The sequence below is a fragment of the Variovorax sp. TLI9-5A genome (genome assembly GCF_056867935.1).
This window is the reverse complement of sequence record NZ_CP200310.1, coordinates 2,991,875-3,005,928: the sequence shown is the minus strand read 5'-3', so window position 1 is coordinate 3,005,928 and position 14,054 is coordinate 2,991,875. Positions and strand designations below refer to the sequence as shown.

The following is a 14,054-nucleotide window of genomic DNA, read 5'->3' as shown; positions in this document are numbered from 1 at the left end:
CCGCGCAAGAGCCGCATGCCATTCGTCGGCGACCAGACTCCCCGCGCGTCGAAACACTCGGCGGGAGTGCTCGCCTGCACCTTGTGGCTGGCAGCGTTCGCGAACCCGGCATCGGCCTCTTCGGGCTGCCTCGACACCGCCACGCAACTCCCATCACCCTCGCGCGCCCTCGCCATGGCCACCTTCGCCATCCAGGAGCACGAAGCCTTCGGCGGCCAGGCGATGGACGCCGAAGGCCGCATGACCGAAGCCGGCGACTCCGAAGCGGAGGCCACGCGCCGCACCGTGCCCGGCCTCGCGCCCTGGCAGCGCGTGCTGGGCTACTGGCAGGCGGTCGATCCACGGCTGCCCTCGCAGGTGCGCTTCGGCGCCCTGCGCCCGGCTGACCGCCATCTGCTGATGCAGGCGTTGAACGAGGCAACTGCCGGGCGGCTTCAGGGCATGGGCGTGGGCCCCGACGAGGGGCTGGATTCAGCGGAGCTGCGCGCCGTCCAGGCCGCGCTGGCGCGGGTCGCGGTAATCGACACGCCCTGGTCCGCCGCCTTCATCAGCTGGCTGGCACGGCAGGCGGGACTGACGGAAGAGGAATTCGTATTCTCCGAGGCGCATGCCGATTACGCCGCAGCCGCGTGGCAGGCCGGCATCGACGAGAGCTTCGGCCGAAACACGCGCTATGCGCTGCGGGCCTGCGACCTCAGGCGCACGCCGCCGCGCGTCGGCGACCTGGTCTGCCAGGCGCGCGGCACGGGCGCCGAACTCGACACCTTCGACAAGATCGGCGAAGTGCTGGCCGCGCGGGACACCGGCGGCGAGCCGCTGCCCATGCATTGCGACGTGGTGGTGACTGTGGATGCGACGGGCTTCGACGCCGTGGGCGGCAACGTGCTGCAGTCGGTCACGCGGCGCCGGCTCGATTTCGCGCCGGGCACGCGGTGGCTGGACCCGAGCTACCTGCCCGAGGGATGCACGCCCGGTACGCCGGGGTGCGTCGATCGCCACATGAGCCAGCAGCCCTGGTCGCTGCTGCTGCAGTGGCGATGAGCGGTCTCTTTATTTGTAGTACGCCTCGACGGTGCCCTTGAGCTTGATCAGCAGCGGCTTGCCCTTGCGGTCGAGGGTCTTGCCGGCGGGCACCTTGACCCAGCCTTCGCTGATGCAGTATTCCTCGACGTCGAGGCGATCCTTGCCATTGAAGCGGATGCCGATGTCGTGCTCGAACGCGGCGGCCACATGGTGCGGGCTGCGCGGGTCGATGGAGAGATGGTCGGGGAGAGGTGGGCGGGAGGTGGCTTCTGTCATGGCGCGTGATGATAGGGGCTCCCGGACAGGCCCCGTGTTGGCGCCTATCGGCGCTTGCGGCTCTGTCGGGCGGGCGGCTTGGGGCCGAAGCCCAGCGCGGCGCGTGCCAGTGCGTCGGCCTCGCCGTTGCGGTGGCGCGGAATCCATTGCAGGCGCACGTCGTCGAAGCTGCCGATCAGCGCACGGGCTTCGTCGAACAGGCCAGCCAGCCGGACGATGGGCGCGACCGGCTCGGATCCGGGCGCACCGAGCTGTTCGACCAGGATGCTGTTGTCGCTGAAGGCCCGCACCACCGTCGCGCCGCGCTCGCGCAGGTCCCGCAGCGCGAGGGTCAGCGCCCGCAGTTCGGCTTCGTTGTTGCAGCCCGTGATGTACGTGGCCTGCGACAGCGTGTGGCGGCTGCCGTCGGGCGCGGTGATGACGGCGCCGATGCCCATGCGCCCCGGGTTCGGCATGGCACTGCCGTCGCAATAGACGGTCCACGGCAGGCTGCCGGGCCCCTGTTCTTCCCCAACAACGCTCATCCGGTCGGTCTTCAGCAGTTGTAGCGCTTGATGCCGGCGAGGTTCTGGCAGGGCCGCTGACCGGGCGGTGGCCCGGAGTCCTGCGCGTGCGGCGGCCGCGGCCTGCGGATGGGGCGCGCGCCGTCGTAGTACGGATCGGGGCTCAGGATCACGACGCCCGGAGGCTCGGCCGCGGCCTGCGGCTGGCTCTCGGTGGGGTAGCGCGGAATGATGGCCGGGCCCGAGGGCGGGTTGCTCGCCACCTGGCTGGGCGGCGTGCCCGGTGGCGCGTAGGTTTGCGGCGGCGAGTAGTCGCGGCGCGCCGGATCGGGCGGCGGCGATTCGAGGATCGGCACCTGCCGCGACTGCTTGCTGCCCGGCGGGCACTCGACGTTGGTGTACGAAATGGCCCCGTTGGCATCGGTGCAGCGCACCACCTCGGCCGCATGCGCGCCGAGCGCCACGGCGGAGATCGCGAGGAAGGCAGCCAGTGCGCGCATCGATGGTGTTTCCGGCAGGGTTGCGGTCAAGTCAGGCACCCGGGAACGGCCCCGGGTCATCCACTGTAGCCGTTGCTTGCCGGTTGCGCACCTGCGGCATGATCGCGGCATGGACACTCCCCGACCGCACCCCCTCGTCATCGTCAAGCTGGGAAGCACCTTCGAAGCCCTGCGCGCACAGCAGGGCAGCGACTTCGAGCACTGGATCGCCGACGGCCTCGGCGAGCACGCGCTGCCCCTGCTGGTGATCGATCCGCGCCGCGGCGACGCCCTGCCCGATCCGGCCGGGGTTTCGGGCGTGGTGGTGACCGGCTCGCATGCGATGGTGTCGCACCGCGAACCCTGGAGCGAGGCCACGGCCGCCTGGCTCGCTCAGCTTGTCGCGCGCGACACGCCCGTGCTTGGCATCTGCTACGGCCACCAACTGCTGGCGCACGCGCTGGGCGGCGAGGCCGGCGACCATCCGGAAGGCGCGGAAGTCGGCACCGTGACCGTCGCGCTCAACGAGGCCGCCGCGACCGATCCGCTGCTGCAGGGCCTGCCCGCCCAGTTCCCGGCACACGCGGTGCACTGGCAGAGCGCGCTGCGCCTGCCCGAAGGCGCTGTGCTGCTGGCCGGCAACGAGCACGAGCCAGTGCACGCATTCCGCTTCGGCAAGCACGCCTGGGGCGTGCAGTTTCACCCGGAATTCGACGCCGACGCCATGCGCGGCTACATCGAGATGCTGGCCGGCGAGCTGGCCTCGATGGGTGCCGACGCGAAAACGATGCGCGAGCGCGTGGTCGACACCGACGCGGCGGCCAGCCTGCTCGGGCGCTTCGCCCGGATCGTCGAGACGCACCACGGCGCCTGAGCGCCCCACCCCACCCTGCCGCGACCCGTCCGACAAGCGCCCCGCGCGTCGGACCGCGACTACAGGCTACGCTTGCTGCTTCGGTTAAGGTTCGGTCCATTGGCCGCCCGCCAATTCCTTTCTTTGCCTTCATGAACACCCCTTCTCCCGTGCCGACCCGCAAGCATTTCTCGATGATCCGGGAGTTCCACCTGGCCGACGTGTTCACGCTCGGCAATGCGGCTTGCGGCGTGGGCGCGGTGTTCCTGGCGATGGCCTTCATGGCGAGCCAGTCGCTGGCGCAGTTCCTGTGGGCCGCCGCGCTCGCGCCGGCGGCCTTCGTCTTCGACGTGCTCGACGGCCGCATCGCGCGCTGGCGGCAGACGCAGTCGGCCCTCGGGCGCGAACTCGACTCGCTGGCCGACGTGATCTCGTTCGGCGTGGCGCCCGCGGCCCTCGGCTTCGCGGCGGGCCTCAACGGTGGCTGGGACTGCGCGATCCTGGTGTATTTCGTCTGCTGCGGCGTGAGCCGGCTCGCACGCTTCAACGTGACGGCCGAGGCGCTTTCGGCCGGCTCCGACAAGGTGAAGTATTTCGAGGGCACCCCCATCCCGACCAGCGTGGTGCTGGTGGGCGTGCTGGCATACGCCGCGTGGCAGGGCCGCATCGGCACCGACGTGTGGGGCGGCGCCTGGGCGGTTGGGCCGTGGCAGCTGCATCCGCTGGCGCTGCTGTTCGCGCTCTCGGGCACGCTCATGATCAGCAAGACGCTGCGCATTCCCAAGTTCTGACCATCCGTCCGTCCAGAAGGCCCGAGGAGACACGCCGATGACCATGAAGCTGTATTTCGATCCGCACAGCCGCTCGCAGGTCGCCAAGTGGATGCTCGACGAAGCCGGCGCCGACTACGAGATCGTGCAAACCCTCATCCGGGAAAAGGCGCACAAGAAGCCCGAGTTCCTGAGGATCAACCCGGCGGGCAAGCTGCCGGCACTGGTCGACGGCCGCGCGCGCGTCTTCGAGAACGCGGCAATCTGCATGTACGTTGCCGAGAAGTTTCCCGGCAAACGGCTCGCGCCCCCCGCGGGTTCGCCCGAGCGGGGCCGCTATCTCTCGCTGATGGTCTATTCGACAGCGCAACTCGAACCCGCGATGGGCGACAACATCCTGAAAATCCGCAGCGACAACAGCGCGCGTGGCTGGACCAGCTTCGAGGCGGCCAAGGACGCGGTCGAGCGCGAACTGGGCTACGGCCCCTACCTGTTCGGCCCGCAGTTCACGGCGGCCGACGTGATGATCGGCTCGATGTTCATCTGGCACCGCGCCTTCGGCGGCGTGCTACACCGGCCCAAGCTCGATGCCTACATCGACCGGCTGCAGGCCCGGCCCAAGGCCATGAAGTTACGCTGAGGGCGCACCTCCACTTCTCTCATGTCACAGACCACGGCCATCCACACCGCGCCCAACGGGCTCGACCAGCTCATCCGCATCGCCGCGGCACAGCCGCTCCTGCCCGACTGCGACCACTTCTACTTCCTGCGCCACGGGCAGACCGGCCGCAACGCGCTGCGCGTCTTCCAGGCGGTGGACGAGCCCCTGAGCGAGCTGGGCCTGCAGCAGGCCGCGCGCGCCGCCACGCTGCTGGCCGGCGAGCCTATCCGCACCGTGGTGTGCAGCGACGCCCGGCGCGCGAACGACACGGCCTATGCGGTGGCCACCGCACTCAAGCTCGTGCCCGCCGCACAGGCGACGCTGCGCGAGCGCAACTTCGGCGCGCTCATCGGCACCTCGTCCGCCAATATCGACTGGGCCTGCGAGCCCGAGGGCGGCGAGACGCTCTCGCAGTTCATCGCCCGCACGCGCGAGGCCATCGACACCGTCCTGCGGCTGCCTGCCCCGGTGCTGGTGGTGGCGCACGGCGGCACGCTCTACGCGCTGGCTGCCCTGCTGGGCGTGCCCGTCGACCTCAGCCTGCTCGGCAACGCCCAGCCCTTGCGTTTCGAGCGACGCGGCCCCACATGGGCCGTGACGCCGCTGCTGCGGCACGCCGACGGCGACTCAGCACTGGCCTAGCGCCCCCGGAAGACACCCCGGGCCCTCGATGCCGTCCACCCAACGAACCGCCACGCACCATGGAATTCAAGGACTACTACAGCGCCCTGGGCATCGACCGCACCGCCTCCGACGACGAGGTGCGCAAGGCCTACCGCAAGCTCGCCCGCAAGTACCACCCCGACGTCAGCACCGAGGCCGATGCCGAGCAGCGCATGCGCGACTTCAACGAGGCCAAGGACGTGCTGGGCGACAAGGAAAAACGCGCCGCCTATGACGCGCTGGCCGACCGCGTCGCGCGCGGCGGCAGCCCCGAAGGCGACTTCCGCGCGCCGCCGGGCTGGGACGAGGGCTTCGAATTCCACCGCGGCCCACGCCAGGGGCCGGCCGACCATGCCGACTTCAGCGAGTTCTTCTCGTCGCTGTTCGGCGAGGCCGAGCGGCGCGGCGCCACGCGGCAGAACTTCCGCGCGCGCGGCGAAGACCACCACGCGGCGATCGAGATCACGCTGGAAGACGCACTGAACGGCGCCGAACGCGAGATCACGCTGCGAGCGCAGACCATCGACGCGCAAGGCCACCCCCAGTGGACCAACCGCACGCTGAGCGTGAAGATCCCGCCGGGCGTGCACCCGGGCCAGTACATCCGCCTCGCGGGCCAGGGCATGCCCGGCCACGGCGGCGAGCCTGCGGGCGACCTGTATCTCGAAGTGCGCATCGCGCCGCACAAGCTCTACCGCGTGGAAGAACGCGACCTGTACATGACGCTGCCCGTCACACCCACCGAGGCCGCGCTGGGCGCGCAGGTGCAAGTGCCGACGCCGACCGGCGGCGTGGTCGAAGTGACCGTACCGCGCAATGCGCGCAGCGGCCTGAAGCTGCGCCTGAAGGGCCGCGGGCTCGCGGGCAAGACGCCGGGCGACCTGTATCTGCTGCTCGACATCGCGCTGCCGCCCGCCGACAACGACGAGGCGCGCAAGGCCTACGAACAGCTGTCGCAAGCCACCTCATCCTTCAATCCACGCCAGCATCTGGGAGTCTGAGCATGGTGAATTTCACTCTGACGAGCACCACCGCGATCAGCGCCTCGCAGCCGCTCGCGGCGAACGAGCTGGCGCATGCCGTCGGCGCGGACACCGCCTGGGTCGTGCAGCTGGTCGAGGTCGGCATCCTGCGCATCGAAACCGCCGAAACCTCGCCCGAGCGCTGGCAGTTCTCGAGCACCGACCTGCAATGCGCGCTGGAGGCACGCAGGCTGGAACGCGACTTCGGCGTGAACCTCGACGCAGCGGCGCTGATCCTCGATCTGCAGCACGAGGTGCGGCGGCTGAAGGCAGCGCTGCACGCGCACGGCCTCCGGTAAGAATCCGAGGGCGAGCGCATCGCCCTGCCGCCTCCTGGGAAAAGCGGCCCGCCCGCTTGACCTTGACACCATGCGAAGCCGAAGACTGCGGGCCTTCTCAACAGGAAGGAGTTCGCATGAACCCTCGCACCCATGACAAGCCCGAAACGGCTGCAACGGCGCAGGCCAGCCAGCGGTTCGGAATGGAAGAAGCCATCGCCCGCGCGGGCATCTCGGAGCGGCTGCTGCGCCAGTGCGAGGCCCGAGGGCTGATTCAGGACACCTTCGGGCGCGGCTACACGCACGAGCACGTCGGCGTGCTGCGCTTCGTGCGAAGAGCGCACACGCTGGGCTTCGGCATGGGCGACATCGGCCGGCTTCTCGCACTGAGGCAGGACGAGCACCGCATGAGCGCCGAAGTGAAGCTCATCGCCATCACCCGCACCGAAGAGCTCGAGTCGCACATCGAGGAGCTTCAGGCCACGAAGCGCGTGCTGGAGCGCCTCGCCGGCCTGTGCCTGGGCGACCACCAGCCCGCCTGCCCCATCCTCGACGAGCTGCTGGAGCTCAGGGGCTTCTCTTCGCAGCCGGCTGCTACTGCATCTGCTTCAGGTTGCCGATGCGCACCAGCATCTCGGTGAACATCTGCAGGTCGGCATCGAGGTCGGGCACTTCCTTGTATTCCTTGGCGTTGTGGCCCGTGTACTTCTTGCCGGGCATGCCGGGGCCGAAGCTGATCGCGTTGGGCATCTGCTTGGCGGTGGTGGCGCCCGCAGCGGACACCGGCTTGGCTTCGAGGCCGGTGGTGTCGCCGTAGATGTTCAGCAGCGTCGTCAGCCACTGGCCCGATGGGTCGCGCGCCATCCAGTTGCCCTGGTCGTACTTGATCTCGACCGTGGCCTTGTTCGCGGCAGCCCACTCGTTGATCTTCGCCGTGACCTGCGCCTTGAGCTCCTCCGGCGTGCGGCCGCGCGGCATGCGCGTGTTGACCGCCACCACCAGCCGGCCGTCGGCGCCGGTGCGGATCAGGTTGGGCGAGAAGGTCAACGGCCCCATGAAGTCGTCCTTGTAGCCCAGGCCGATCTTCTCGCCGAGGTAGCCGGTGCCGTAGAGCGTGTCGACGTATTTCACAGCCTTGAGGAACTGGTTGTCGGCCAGCGTCACGCCGGACTCCAGAAGGAACAGGCCCAGCCGCGGCAACGGGTTCACGCCGTTCTGGGGCTCCGAGCCATGGGCCGAGGTGCCCGTGACCTTGATGTCGATGCTGTCGGTGCCCCGCGTGACGGCGATCGCGAACTTGCCGCCCTGCGGTTCGTACTTCTGCAGGAAGGCCGGCTTCGCGGCCTCGAGCTTCGCGAACGCGGCTGCCAGGTCACCGCCCTTGAGCGTGGCGGTGGCCGTCTGCGAGATCGCGTTGACCGCCGCGGCTGCGCCCATGTCGGTGATCGCGGTGACGCTGGCGTCGGTCTTCTCGGCGGGGAAGAACACGCTCAGCGAGCCCGCGCCCTTCTCGGCCACGACCGCGGGGTAGCCGCTGTCGAGCACGATGTTGTAGGCCGGCAGCGGCACCTTGCCGCGGTAGTACTCCATGGCGTCGCCGCCGGTTTCCTCGGTGGTCTCGATCATCAGGCGCATGGTGCGCTGGATCGGCAGGCCGCTTTCCTTCACCGTCTTCATCGCGTAGAGCACGGCGGCGATGGAGCCCTTGTCGTCGATGGTGCCGCGCCCGTAGAGGCGGTCGCCCACGCGGACCATGGTGAACGGATCGAGCCGCGTGCCGTCGTCGAGCACCCATTCGGACAGCACTGCAGGCACCACGTCGGAGTGCGTGAGGATGCCGAACTCCTCGCTGCCCTTGCCCTTCAGGCTGACTTCGAAGATGCGGTTGTCGACGTTGCGGTACTCGAGCCCGAAGTCGCGTGCCATCTTCTGCACCAGCTTGCCGAAATCGATGATCGTCGGGTTCTCGTGCGGCGGGATCTGCACGTTGCGCGCGGTCGGCAGCGCCACCATGGCGCCGAGGCTCGCGATCACCGCCTTCTGGTTGTGCAACCGGTTGTACAGGCCGAGCAGGCGCGCGATGTTGACGAGGTCGTCGCCAGCCAGCGGCGCCTTCTTGCGATAGGCGGCCACTGCCGGCTTGAGCTCGGGGTTGGCCTTCTCCGCCTGCGCGAGGAATGCGTTGAAGCTGGACGCGGTCTTGCCGCCTTGCCAGGCCGCCGCGAGCTGGTCGAGCGCGGGTTTCTTGAGCGTCTCTGCGAAGGCCGGTGCGGTGAGGCCAACTGCCATCAAGCCCAGGGTGAGGGCTGGCAACGAGAAGCGAAATTGCAGCATGTGCATGACTTCCTTTTCACAAAAATGGAAGCCTTCGACGATACCCGAGCGAGGCATCTCGCCATCCCCTCGCACACTACGAAGAAACGTTGTGCAAGGGCTGAAAAGTGCGGCTTTAAGTTCGCCAGCCCCATGCTCGCGGGGCCAAATGCCTTCTGCGTTACTGCATCTGCTGCAGGTTGCCGATGCGCACCAGCATCTCGGTGAACATCTGCATGTCGGCATCGAGATCGGGCACTTCCTTGTATTCCTTGGCGTTGTGCGCCGTGTACTTCTTGCCGGGCATCGCGGGGCCGAAGTTGATGGCGTTGGGCATCAGCTTCGCGGTGGTGCTGCCGGCCGTTGGCACGGGCTTGGCTTCGAGGCCGGTGGTGTCGCCGTAGATGTCGAGCAGCGTCGACAGCCACGCGCCCTTGGGGTCGCGCGCCATCCAGTTGCCCTGGTCGTAGGCGATGTCGAGCTTCACGCTGTTCGCGCCGGCCCATGCATCGATCTTCTGCGTGACCTGCGCCTTGAGTTCGTCGGGCGTGCGGCCACGCGGCATGCGCACGTTGACCGTGACTTCGAGCCTGCCGTCGTTGCCCATGCGCACGAGGTTCGGCGAGAAGGTCAGCGGTCCCATGAAGTCGTCGGCGTAGCCCAGGCCCATCTTCTCGCCGAGGTAGCCGGTGCCGTAGAGCGCATCGATGTACTTCACGGCCTTCAGGTAATGGTTGGACGCGAGCGGAACGCCGCACTCCTGCAGGAACAGCGCGAGACGCGGCAGCGGATTCACGCCCTCCTCGGGGCGCGAGCCGTGGGCGGAAACGCCCGTCACCTTCAGCTCGATGCCGTCGCCGCCGCGCGCGACGTCGATGGCGAACTTGCCGCCCTGCCCCTCGTACTTCTGCAGGAAGGCCGGCTTCGCGGCTTCGAGCTTCGCGAGTGCCGAGGCAAGGTCGCCGCCCTTGAGCGTGGCGGTCGCCGTCTGCGAGATCGCGTTGGCCGACGCGGCGGCGCTCATGGCGGTGATCGCGGTCGATGCGCCATCGGCAGCTTCCGCCGGGAACAACACCTTCAGCGCGCCCGATCCCTTCTCCGCGACCACTGCGGGGTACTTGCTGTCGAGCACGATGTTGTAGGCCGGCAGCTGTGTCTTCGTGCGGTAGTACTGCATCGCGTCCCCGCCGGTCTCCTCGGTGGTCTCGATCATCAGGCGGATGCTGCGCTCGATGGGCAGGCCGCTTTCCTTCACCGTCTTCATCGCATAGAGCACTGCGGCGATGGAGCCCTTGTCGTCGATGGTGCCGCGCCCGTAGAGGTAGTCGCCCACGCGAGTCATCTTGAAGGGATCGAGCTTCGTACCGTCGTCGAGCACCCATTCGGAGAGTACCGCGGGCACCACGTCGGAATGCGTGAGGATGCCGAATTCCTCGACGCCCGTGCCCTTGAGGCTGACTTCGAAGATGCGGTTGTCGACGTTGCGGTAGGCCAGCCCGAAGTCGCCCGCCATCTTCTGCACCAATTGGCCGAACTCGATGATCGGCGGGCTTTCATGGGGCGGGACCTGCACGTTGCGCACCGTCGGGATCGCCACCATGGTGCCGATGCTCGCGATCACGGCCTGCTGGTTCTTCAGGCGGTTGTAGAGGCCGAGCAGGCGCGCGACGTTGACGAGGTCGTCGCCGGCCAAGGGCGTCTTCTTGCGGTAGGCGGCCACGGCGGGCTTGAGTGCGGGATGGGCCTTCTCGGCCTGCGCCAGGAAAGCGCCGAAGTCGGTGGGTGGCTTGCCCGCCTGCCAGGCGGCGGCGAGTTGATCGAGCTGGGGCTTCCTGATCGTCTCGGCATGCGCCTGCGCACCAAAGGCGAGCGCGAGTCCCAGCGAAAGCGCCGACAATGAAAATCGAAGATGCTGCATCAGAGTGTCTCCCCTCATTCTTGAAAACATTCCCGACGATAGCCGAGCGAAGAACCGAACGATGAACGACAAGAGCACCGCCAAAGTCCGCTGCGCATGGGCCCAGACCGACCCGCTGCTGATGGCCTATCACGACGCCGAATGGGGCGTGCCCGAGCGCGACAGCCGCGCGCTGTGGGAAAAGCTCATGCTCGACGGCTTCCAGGCCGGACTCTCGTGGCTCACCATCCTGCGCAAGCGCGAGGCGTTCCGCAAGGCCTTCAAGGGCTTCGTGCCCGAGAAGATCGTCAAATTCACCGAGGCCGACGTCGAGCGGCTGTTGCAGGACCCGGGCATCGTGCGCTCGCGCTCGAAGATCGAGGCCACCATCGGCAACGCTCGCGCCTACCTCGCGATGCAGGCGAAGGGCGAGGACTTCTCGGAATTCATCTGGGGCATGGCGGGCGGCAAGCCCATCGTGAACAGCACCGGCAGCGTGCCGGTGAAGACGCCGCTGTCGGAAGACATCTCGGCGGCGCTGAAGAAGCGCGGCTTCAAGTTCGTGGGGCCGGTGATCGTCTACGCATGGATGCAGGCCACGGGCATCGTGGACGACCATGCGCACGACTGCCATCGTCATGGGGCGAAGCACTAGACAAGAAGCGCCAATGAAAAAACCGGACGCTGCTTTCGCAGGTCCGGTTTCCTCGATGTGTGACTTGTGATTCGATGAAGAGCGGCTTGCGCCGCCTTCGAATTACAGGCCGGCTTGACGCGTGAAGGTCAGGCCCTTGGCTTGCGCGGGGATCACGCTGCCAGCGAAGGTTTCGGGACGCAGGTTCTGGCCCGGAGCGTGTGCAGCGGCGACAGCCTGGTCACGGACGGTGGCGCGGTCGACCGAAGCGGCCAGGGCGGGCGTTGCGGTGGAAGCAGCGCCTTCGTTGTCGCCGTAGGCGTTGCCGGCACGGGCGGCTGCCACAGCCTGGGGCGCCACGTCGGCGCGGCTGTAGCCGGAAGTCAGGGGCTGAACGCCTTCGTAGGTTTCTGCATGGGCGCCAGCTGCGGCGAGCAGGGACAGAGCGGCGGCGGCGAGGATGTTCGAGGTCTTCATTTCAATTCCTTCTTCATTGGGCTTTTGGGTGCCGCAAGTGTGCACCACGATCACTAGGGCAAACCCTATGAAGAACGAATCGCAGTGTTCACGAAACTGAAACAATGACCGGGAACTTTTTGACGACGCTAATCCAAGTGCTCTTTCTGCCGCCAAAAACGCGGCTAGTTTGCATACTTTGTCTCTAGACCGTCAAGCAGAACTTGCCGGCCGACCTCGGCCTTTCAGCAAAAGGTGCTACGGGTGCGCTGACCCTTCATGCATGTTGCATGCCAGCCAGCGCGCCCGGTTTCGGGGCATTCCGGCTCAGTCTTCCTTCATGCCGGTCGCCTTGACCACGCTGCCGAGCCGCGTGCGCTCCTCGTCGACGAACTTCACGAAGCTCGCGCGCGTGCCGCCGATGGGCTCGATGCCCATGTCCTTCAGGCGCTTGGAGATTTCGGGCGACTTCATCGCGGCGTCGACGGCCGCGGCCATCTTGTCCATGATCGCGTCGGGCGTGCCCCGCGGCGCGTGCACGCCGGCCCAGTGCGCGATGCGAATTTCGGGGAAGCCCTCCTCCGCCGCCGTCGGCAGCTCGGGGTAGGCCGAGATGCGCTGCGTCCATGTGCCCGCCAGCGCCTTGAGCTTGCCGCTCTTCACGTAAGGCAGCACCACGATGCTGGCCTCCGAGGTCGCTTCGACCTGGTTGCCGAGCACGGCCGTGATCGACTCCGAGCCGCTCTTGTAGGGCACCACGTCGAGCTTGCCGCCGTACTTCGTCTGCAGGATGCCCTCGACGAAATGCGGCGTGCTGCCCGTGCCGGCGGTGGCCCAGTGGAAGCCACTGGCCGACTTCTTCGACGCGGCGACGAACTCCTTCAGATCCTTGTACGGCGCGTTGGCCGGCACCACGATCACCGAGGGCGCCAGCCCGATCATGGCCACCGGCACCAGCGCATCGTCCTTGTACGGCATGCTCTTCTTGATCATGCTGTTCGACACCACGCCGGCCGCGCTCACCAGGAAGGTGTAGCCGTCCGGCGCGCTCTTTGCGACCACGTCGGCGCCGAGGATCGCACCCGCGCCGGGCTTGTTGTCGACGACCACCGGCTGCCTCAGCAGCTTCGACGCGCCTTCGGCCGCCGCGCGCGCCATCAGGTCGTTGGCACCGCCAGCGGAAAAGGGAACGACAAGCCTGATCGGCTTGGTGGGCCAGGCCTGCGCGGCAGCGCCTTGCGCGAGGACTGACACGGCAAGCCCGACGGCGAGGGAAGCAATGCGGTTGGAAATCATGGGAAGTTCTCCTGCGTGTTGTGAGTCGTTATCGGGTACATCGCACATTGCACGCTCCTGAAGCGGCTTTGACCTCGGGATTTCTCCCAGAGGCCTGCTGGTCAGGAGCGCGGCCAGGTGCGTATCAGCGTGCGCAGCGCCACGCCGCCGCTGCCCTTGACCTCGGCGCGGTAGGTGCCGACCAGCGCCTCGCGCTCGGCGGCGGCCTGCGGATCGTTGCGCCATGCCAGCAAGGCGGCCACGTCGGCATCTGGCAGCGCGGCGAGCAGCGCCTGCGTGACCTGCCTTTCAAACTCGCGCGCCACCAGCATCAGGTTGCGCGGTCGGGTCGAGGTCACGCCGCGCGACCAGAGCGTGTCGAGCGCCATGTCGAGCGTGCGGTCGGGCAGCGAGCTGAGCTGGCCGCCATTGCCGCGCGCGAGCTGCTTGACCACCGCGCTCATCAGCAACTGGCTTGAGAAGTCGATCTCGCGCACGTCGGCCACGGCCATGCGCTCGAGCAGTTCAGCGCGCGCTGGGTCGACGGGCTTGGCGCGCTCGCGGTTGAAAAACTCCGCCTTGCCGGCTTCGCTCATTGCCGCGTAGTCGGTGCGCAGCTTCACGAAGCGGGCCACGGCAGCGATCAGCTGCGGGCCGGGCGCGGCACCGCCGTTACCGGCCGATGCAACTTCCTGCTGCATGGCCGCGACCGAGGCGTTGGTGTTGAATGCGCGCGTCGCCGCCGTGTCCAGCGCCTTGAGCGCCTTGTCGGCGATGGCCTGGTCATCGGGGTCCAGCAGTTCCCTCGCACCGCGCGAGACGGCGCCGGGCCCGTAGGACGCCTGGTAGCGCGTCTGCACGCCTTCGAACTGCAGCAGCGCTTCCGCACGGCTCTGCGCCCAGCCCATCAAGGGGGCTGGAAGCAAGAGAAGCAACAGAGAGAAACGGAAA

Annotated in this window: 17 protein-coding genes; 9 read left to right on the top strand and 8 right to left on the bottom strand. The window is 67.9% G+C overall.

The window, feature by feature from the left end:
• Positions 1-15 precede the first annotated feature (15 nt).
• Complete coding sequence (locus AC1VNX_RS14300) at positions 16-1,041, top strand: DUF2272 domain-containing protein (protein ID WP_483157282.1); 1,026 nt, start codon at positions 16-18, stop codon at positions 1,039-1,041.
• A gap of 9 nt (positions 1,042-1,050) precedes the next feature.
• Here the strand turns inward: AC1VNX_RS14300 and AC1VNX_RS14295 are convergent, their stop codons facing one another.
• Genes AC1VNX_RS14295 through AC1VNX_RS14285 form a run of 3 tightly spaced genes read right to left on the bottom strand, consistent with a single transcriptional unit; the run spans position 1,051 to position 2,302 of the window.
• Positions 1,051-1,299 (bottom strand): DUF3297 family protein, encoded by a 249-nt coding sequence (locus tag AC1VNX_RS14295; RefSeq protein ID WP_483157281.1) that lies wholly within the window; start codon positions 1,297-1,299, stop codon positions 1,051-1,053.
• Positions 1,300-1,343: 44 nt separating this feature from the next.
• On the bottom strand, positions 1,344-1,823 hold the full coding sequence (locus tag AC1VNX_RS14290; RefSeq protein ID WP_483157280.1) for a ribonuclease HI family protein: 480 nt from the start codon (positions 1,821-1,823) through the stop codon (positions 1,344-1,346).
• 11 nt (positions 1,824-1,834) lie between these two features.
• On the bottom strand, positions 1,835-2,302 hold the full coding sequence (locus AC1VNX_RS14285; protein WP_483157279.1) for a hypothetical protein: 468 nt from the start codon (positions 2,300-2,302) through the stop codon (positions 1,835-1,837).
• Between the two features lie 109 nt (positions 2,303-2,411).
• On the opposite strand from AC1VNX_RS14285, the gene AC1VNX_RS14280 reads away from it, so the two are divergent.
• From AC1VNX_RS14280 to AC1VNX_RS14250, 7 genes are all read left to right on the top strand, one after another.
• Positions 2,412-3,155, top strand: coding sequence for a glutamine amidotransferase (locus tag AC1VNX_RS14280; RefSeq protein ID WP_483157278.1), 744 nt, complete (start codon positions 2,412-2,414; stop codon positions 3,153-3,155).
• 131 nt (positions 3,156-3,286) lie between these two features.
• Positions 3,287-3,925 (top strand): CDP-alcohol phosphatidyltransferase family protein, encoded by a 639-nt coding sequence (locus AC1VNX_RS14275; RefSeq protein ID WP_483157277.1) that lies wholly within the window; start codon positions 3,287-3,289, stop codon positions 3,923-3,925.
• A 37-nt stretch (positions 3,926-3,962) separates the two neighbouring features.
• Positions 3,963-4,544 (top strand): glutathione S-transferase family protein, encoded by a 582-nt coding sequence (locus tag AC1VNX_RS14270; protein ID WP_483157276.1) that lies wholly within the window; start codon positions 3,963-3,965, stop codon positions 4,542-4,544.
• Between the two features lie 21 nt (positions 4,545-4,565).
• Complete coding sequence (locus tag AC1VNX_RS14265) at positions 4,566-5,207, top strand: histidine phosphatase family protein (protein ID WP_483157275.1); 642 nt, start codon at positions 4,566-4,568, stop codon at positions 5,205-5,207.
• Between the two features lie 59 nt (positions 5,208-5,266).
• Positions 5,267-6,229 (top strand): DnaJ C-terminal domain-containing protein, encoded by a 963-nt coding sequence (locus tag AC1VNX_RS14260; protein WP_483157274.1) that lies wholly within the window; start codon positions 5,267-5,269, stop codon positions 6,227-6,229.
• A 2-nt stretch (positions 6,230-6,231) separates the two neighbouring features.
• Positions 6,232-6,549, top strand: coding sequence for a chaperone modulator CbpM (locus AC1VNX_RS14255; protein WP_483157273.1), 318 nt, complete (start codon positions 6,232-6,234; stop codon positions 6,547-6,549).
• Positions 6,550-6,665: 116 nt separating this feature from the next.
• Entirely contained in the window at positions 6,666-7,169 is a 504-nt protein-coding gene (locus AC1VNX_RS14250; protein ID WP_483157272.1) for a MerR family DNA-binding protein, read from the top strand.
• Here the strand turns inward: AC1VNX_RS14250 and AC1VNX_RS14245 are convergent.
• On the bottom strand, positions 7,123-8,862 hold the full coding sequence (locus AC1VNX_RS14245) for a dipeptidase (RefSeq protein WP_483157271.1): 1,740 nt from the start codon (positions 8,860-8,862) through the stop codon (positions 7,123-7,125). The two genes, AC1VNX_RS14250 and AC1VNX_RS14245, sit on opposite strands and share 47 nt — an antisense overlap.
• A gap of 160 nt (positions 8,863-9,022) precedes the next feature.
• A complete protein-coding gene (locus tag AC1VNX_RS14240) occupies positions 9,023-10,759 on the bottom strand; it encodes a dipeptidase (RefSeq protein WP_483157270.1) in 1,737 nt (578 codons plus the stop codon).
• A gap of 61 nt (positions 10,760-10,820) precedes the next feature.
• Between AC1VNX_RS14240 and AC1VNX_RS14235 the strand changes: the two genes are divergently transcribed.
• Complete coding sequence (locus AC1VNX_RS14235; RefSeq protein WP_483157269.1) at positions 10,821-11,393, top strand: DNA-3-methyladenine glycosylase I; 573 nt, start codon at positions 10,821-10,823, stop codon at positions 11,391-11,393.
• Between the two features lie 102 nt (positions 11,394-11,495).
• On the opposite strand, the gene AC1VNX_RS14230 is transcribed toward AC1VNX_RS14235, so the two are convergent.
• The 3 genes from AC1VNX_RS14230 to AC1VNX_RS14220 form a co-directional block, all read right to left on the bottom strand.
• Positions 11,496-11,849, bottom strand: a complete 354-nt coding sequence (locus AC1VNX_RS14230) for an alpha/beta hydrolase (protein WP_483157268.1) — start codon at positions 11,847-11,849, stop codon at positions 11,496-11,498.
• A 306-nt stretch (positions 11,850-12,155) separates the two neighbouring features.
• Positions 12,156-13,124 (bottom strand): Bug family tripartite tricarboxylate transporter substrate binding protein, encoded by a 969-nt coding sequence (locus AC1VNX_RS14225; protein WP_483157267.1) that lies wholly within the window; start codon positions 13,122-13,124, stop codon positions 12,156-12,158.
• Between the two features lie 101 nt (positions 13,125-13,225).
• Positions 13,226-14,029, bottom strand: a complete 804-nt coding sequence (locus AC1VNX_RS14220; protein ID WP_483157266.1) for a hypothetical protein — start codon at positions 14,027-14,029, stop codon at positions 13,226-13,228.
• Positions 14,030-14,054 lie beyond the last annotated feature (25 nt).

Bases quoted from the DNA above. Each gene is read 5' to 3' on its own strand.
- AC1VNX_RS14300 (WP_483157282.1), top strand. From the start codon at position 16: ATGCCATTCGTCGGCGACCAGACTCCCCGCGCGTCGAAACACTCGGCG.
- AC1VNX_RS14295 (WP_483157281.1), bottom strand. From the start codon at position 1,299: ATGACAGAAGCCACCTCCCGCCCACCTCTCCCCGACCATCTCTCCATC.
- AC1VNX_RS14290 (WP_483157280.1), bottom strand. From the start codon at position 1,823: ATGAGCGTTGTTGGGGAAGAACAGGGGCCCGGCAGCCTGCCGTGGACC.
- AC1VNX_RS14285 (WP_483157279.1), bottom strand. From the start codon at position 2,302: ATGCGCGCACTGGCTGCCTTCCTCGCGATCTCCGCCGTGGCGCTCGGC.
- AC1VNX_RS14280 (WP_483157278.1), top strand. From the start codon at position 2,412: ATGGACACTCCCCGACCGCACCCCCTCGTCATCGTCAAGCTGGGAAGC.
- AC1VNX_RS14275 (WP_483157277.1), top strand. From the start codon at position 3,287: ATGAACACCCCTTCTCCCGTGCCGACCCGCAAGCATTTCTCGATGATC.
- AC1VNX_RS14270 (WP_483157276.1), top strand. From the start codon at position 3,963: ATGACCATGAAGCTGTATTTCGATCCGCACAGCCGCTCGCAGGTCGCC.
- AC1VNX_RS14265 (WP_483157275.1), top strand. From the start codon at position 4,566: ATGTCACAGACCACGGCCATCCACACCGCGCCCAACGGGCTCGACCAG.
- AC1VNX_RS14260 (WP_483157274.1), top strand. From the start codon at position 5,267: ATGGAATTCAAGGACTACTACAGCGCCCTGGGCATCGACCGCACCGCC.
- AC1VNX_RS14255 (WP_483157273.1), top strand. From the start codon at position 6,232: ATGGTGAATTTCACTCTGACGAGCACCACCGCGATCAGCGCCTCGCAG.
- AC1VNX_RS14250 (WP_483157272.1), top strand. From the start codon at position 6,666: ATGAACCCTCGCACCCATGACAAGCCCGAAACGGCTGCAACGGCGCAG.
- AC1VNX_RS14245 (WP_483157271.1), bottom strand. From the start codon at position 8,862: ATGCTGCAATTTCGCTTCTCGTTGCCAGCCCTCACCCTGGGCTTGATG.
- AC1VNX_RS14240 (WP_483157270.1), bottom strand. From the start codon at position 10,759: ATGCAGCATCTTCGATTTTCATTGTCGGCGCTTTCGCTGGGACTCGCG.
- AC1VNX_RS14235 (WP_483157269.1), top strand. From the start codon at position 10,821: ATGAACGACAAGAGCACCGCCAAAGTCCGCTGCGCATGGGCCCAGACC.
- AC1VNX_RS14230 (WP_483157268.1), bottom strand. From the start codon at position 11,849: ATGAAGACCTCGAACATCCTCGCCGCCGCCGCTCTGTCCCTGCTCGCC.
- AC1VNX_RS14225 (WP_483157267.1), bottom strand. From the start codon at position 13,124: ATGATTTCCAACCGCATTGCTTCCCTCGCCGTCGGGCTTGCCGTGTCA.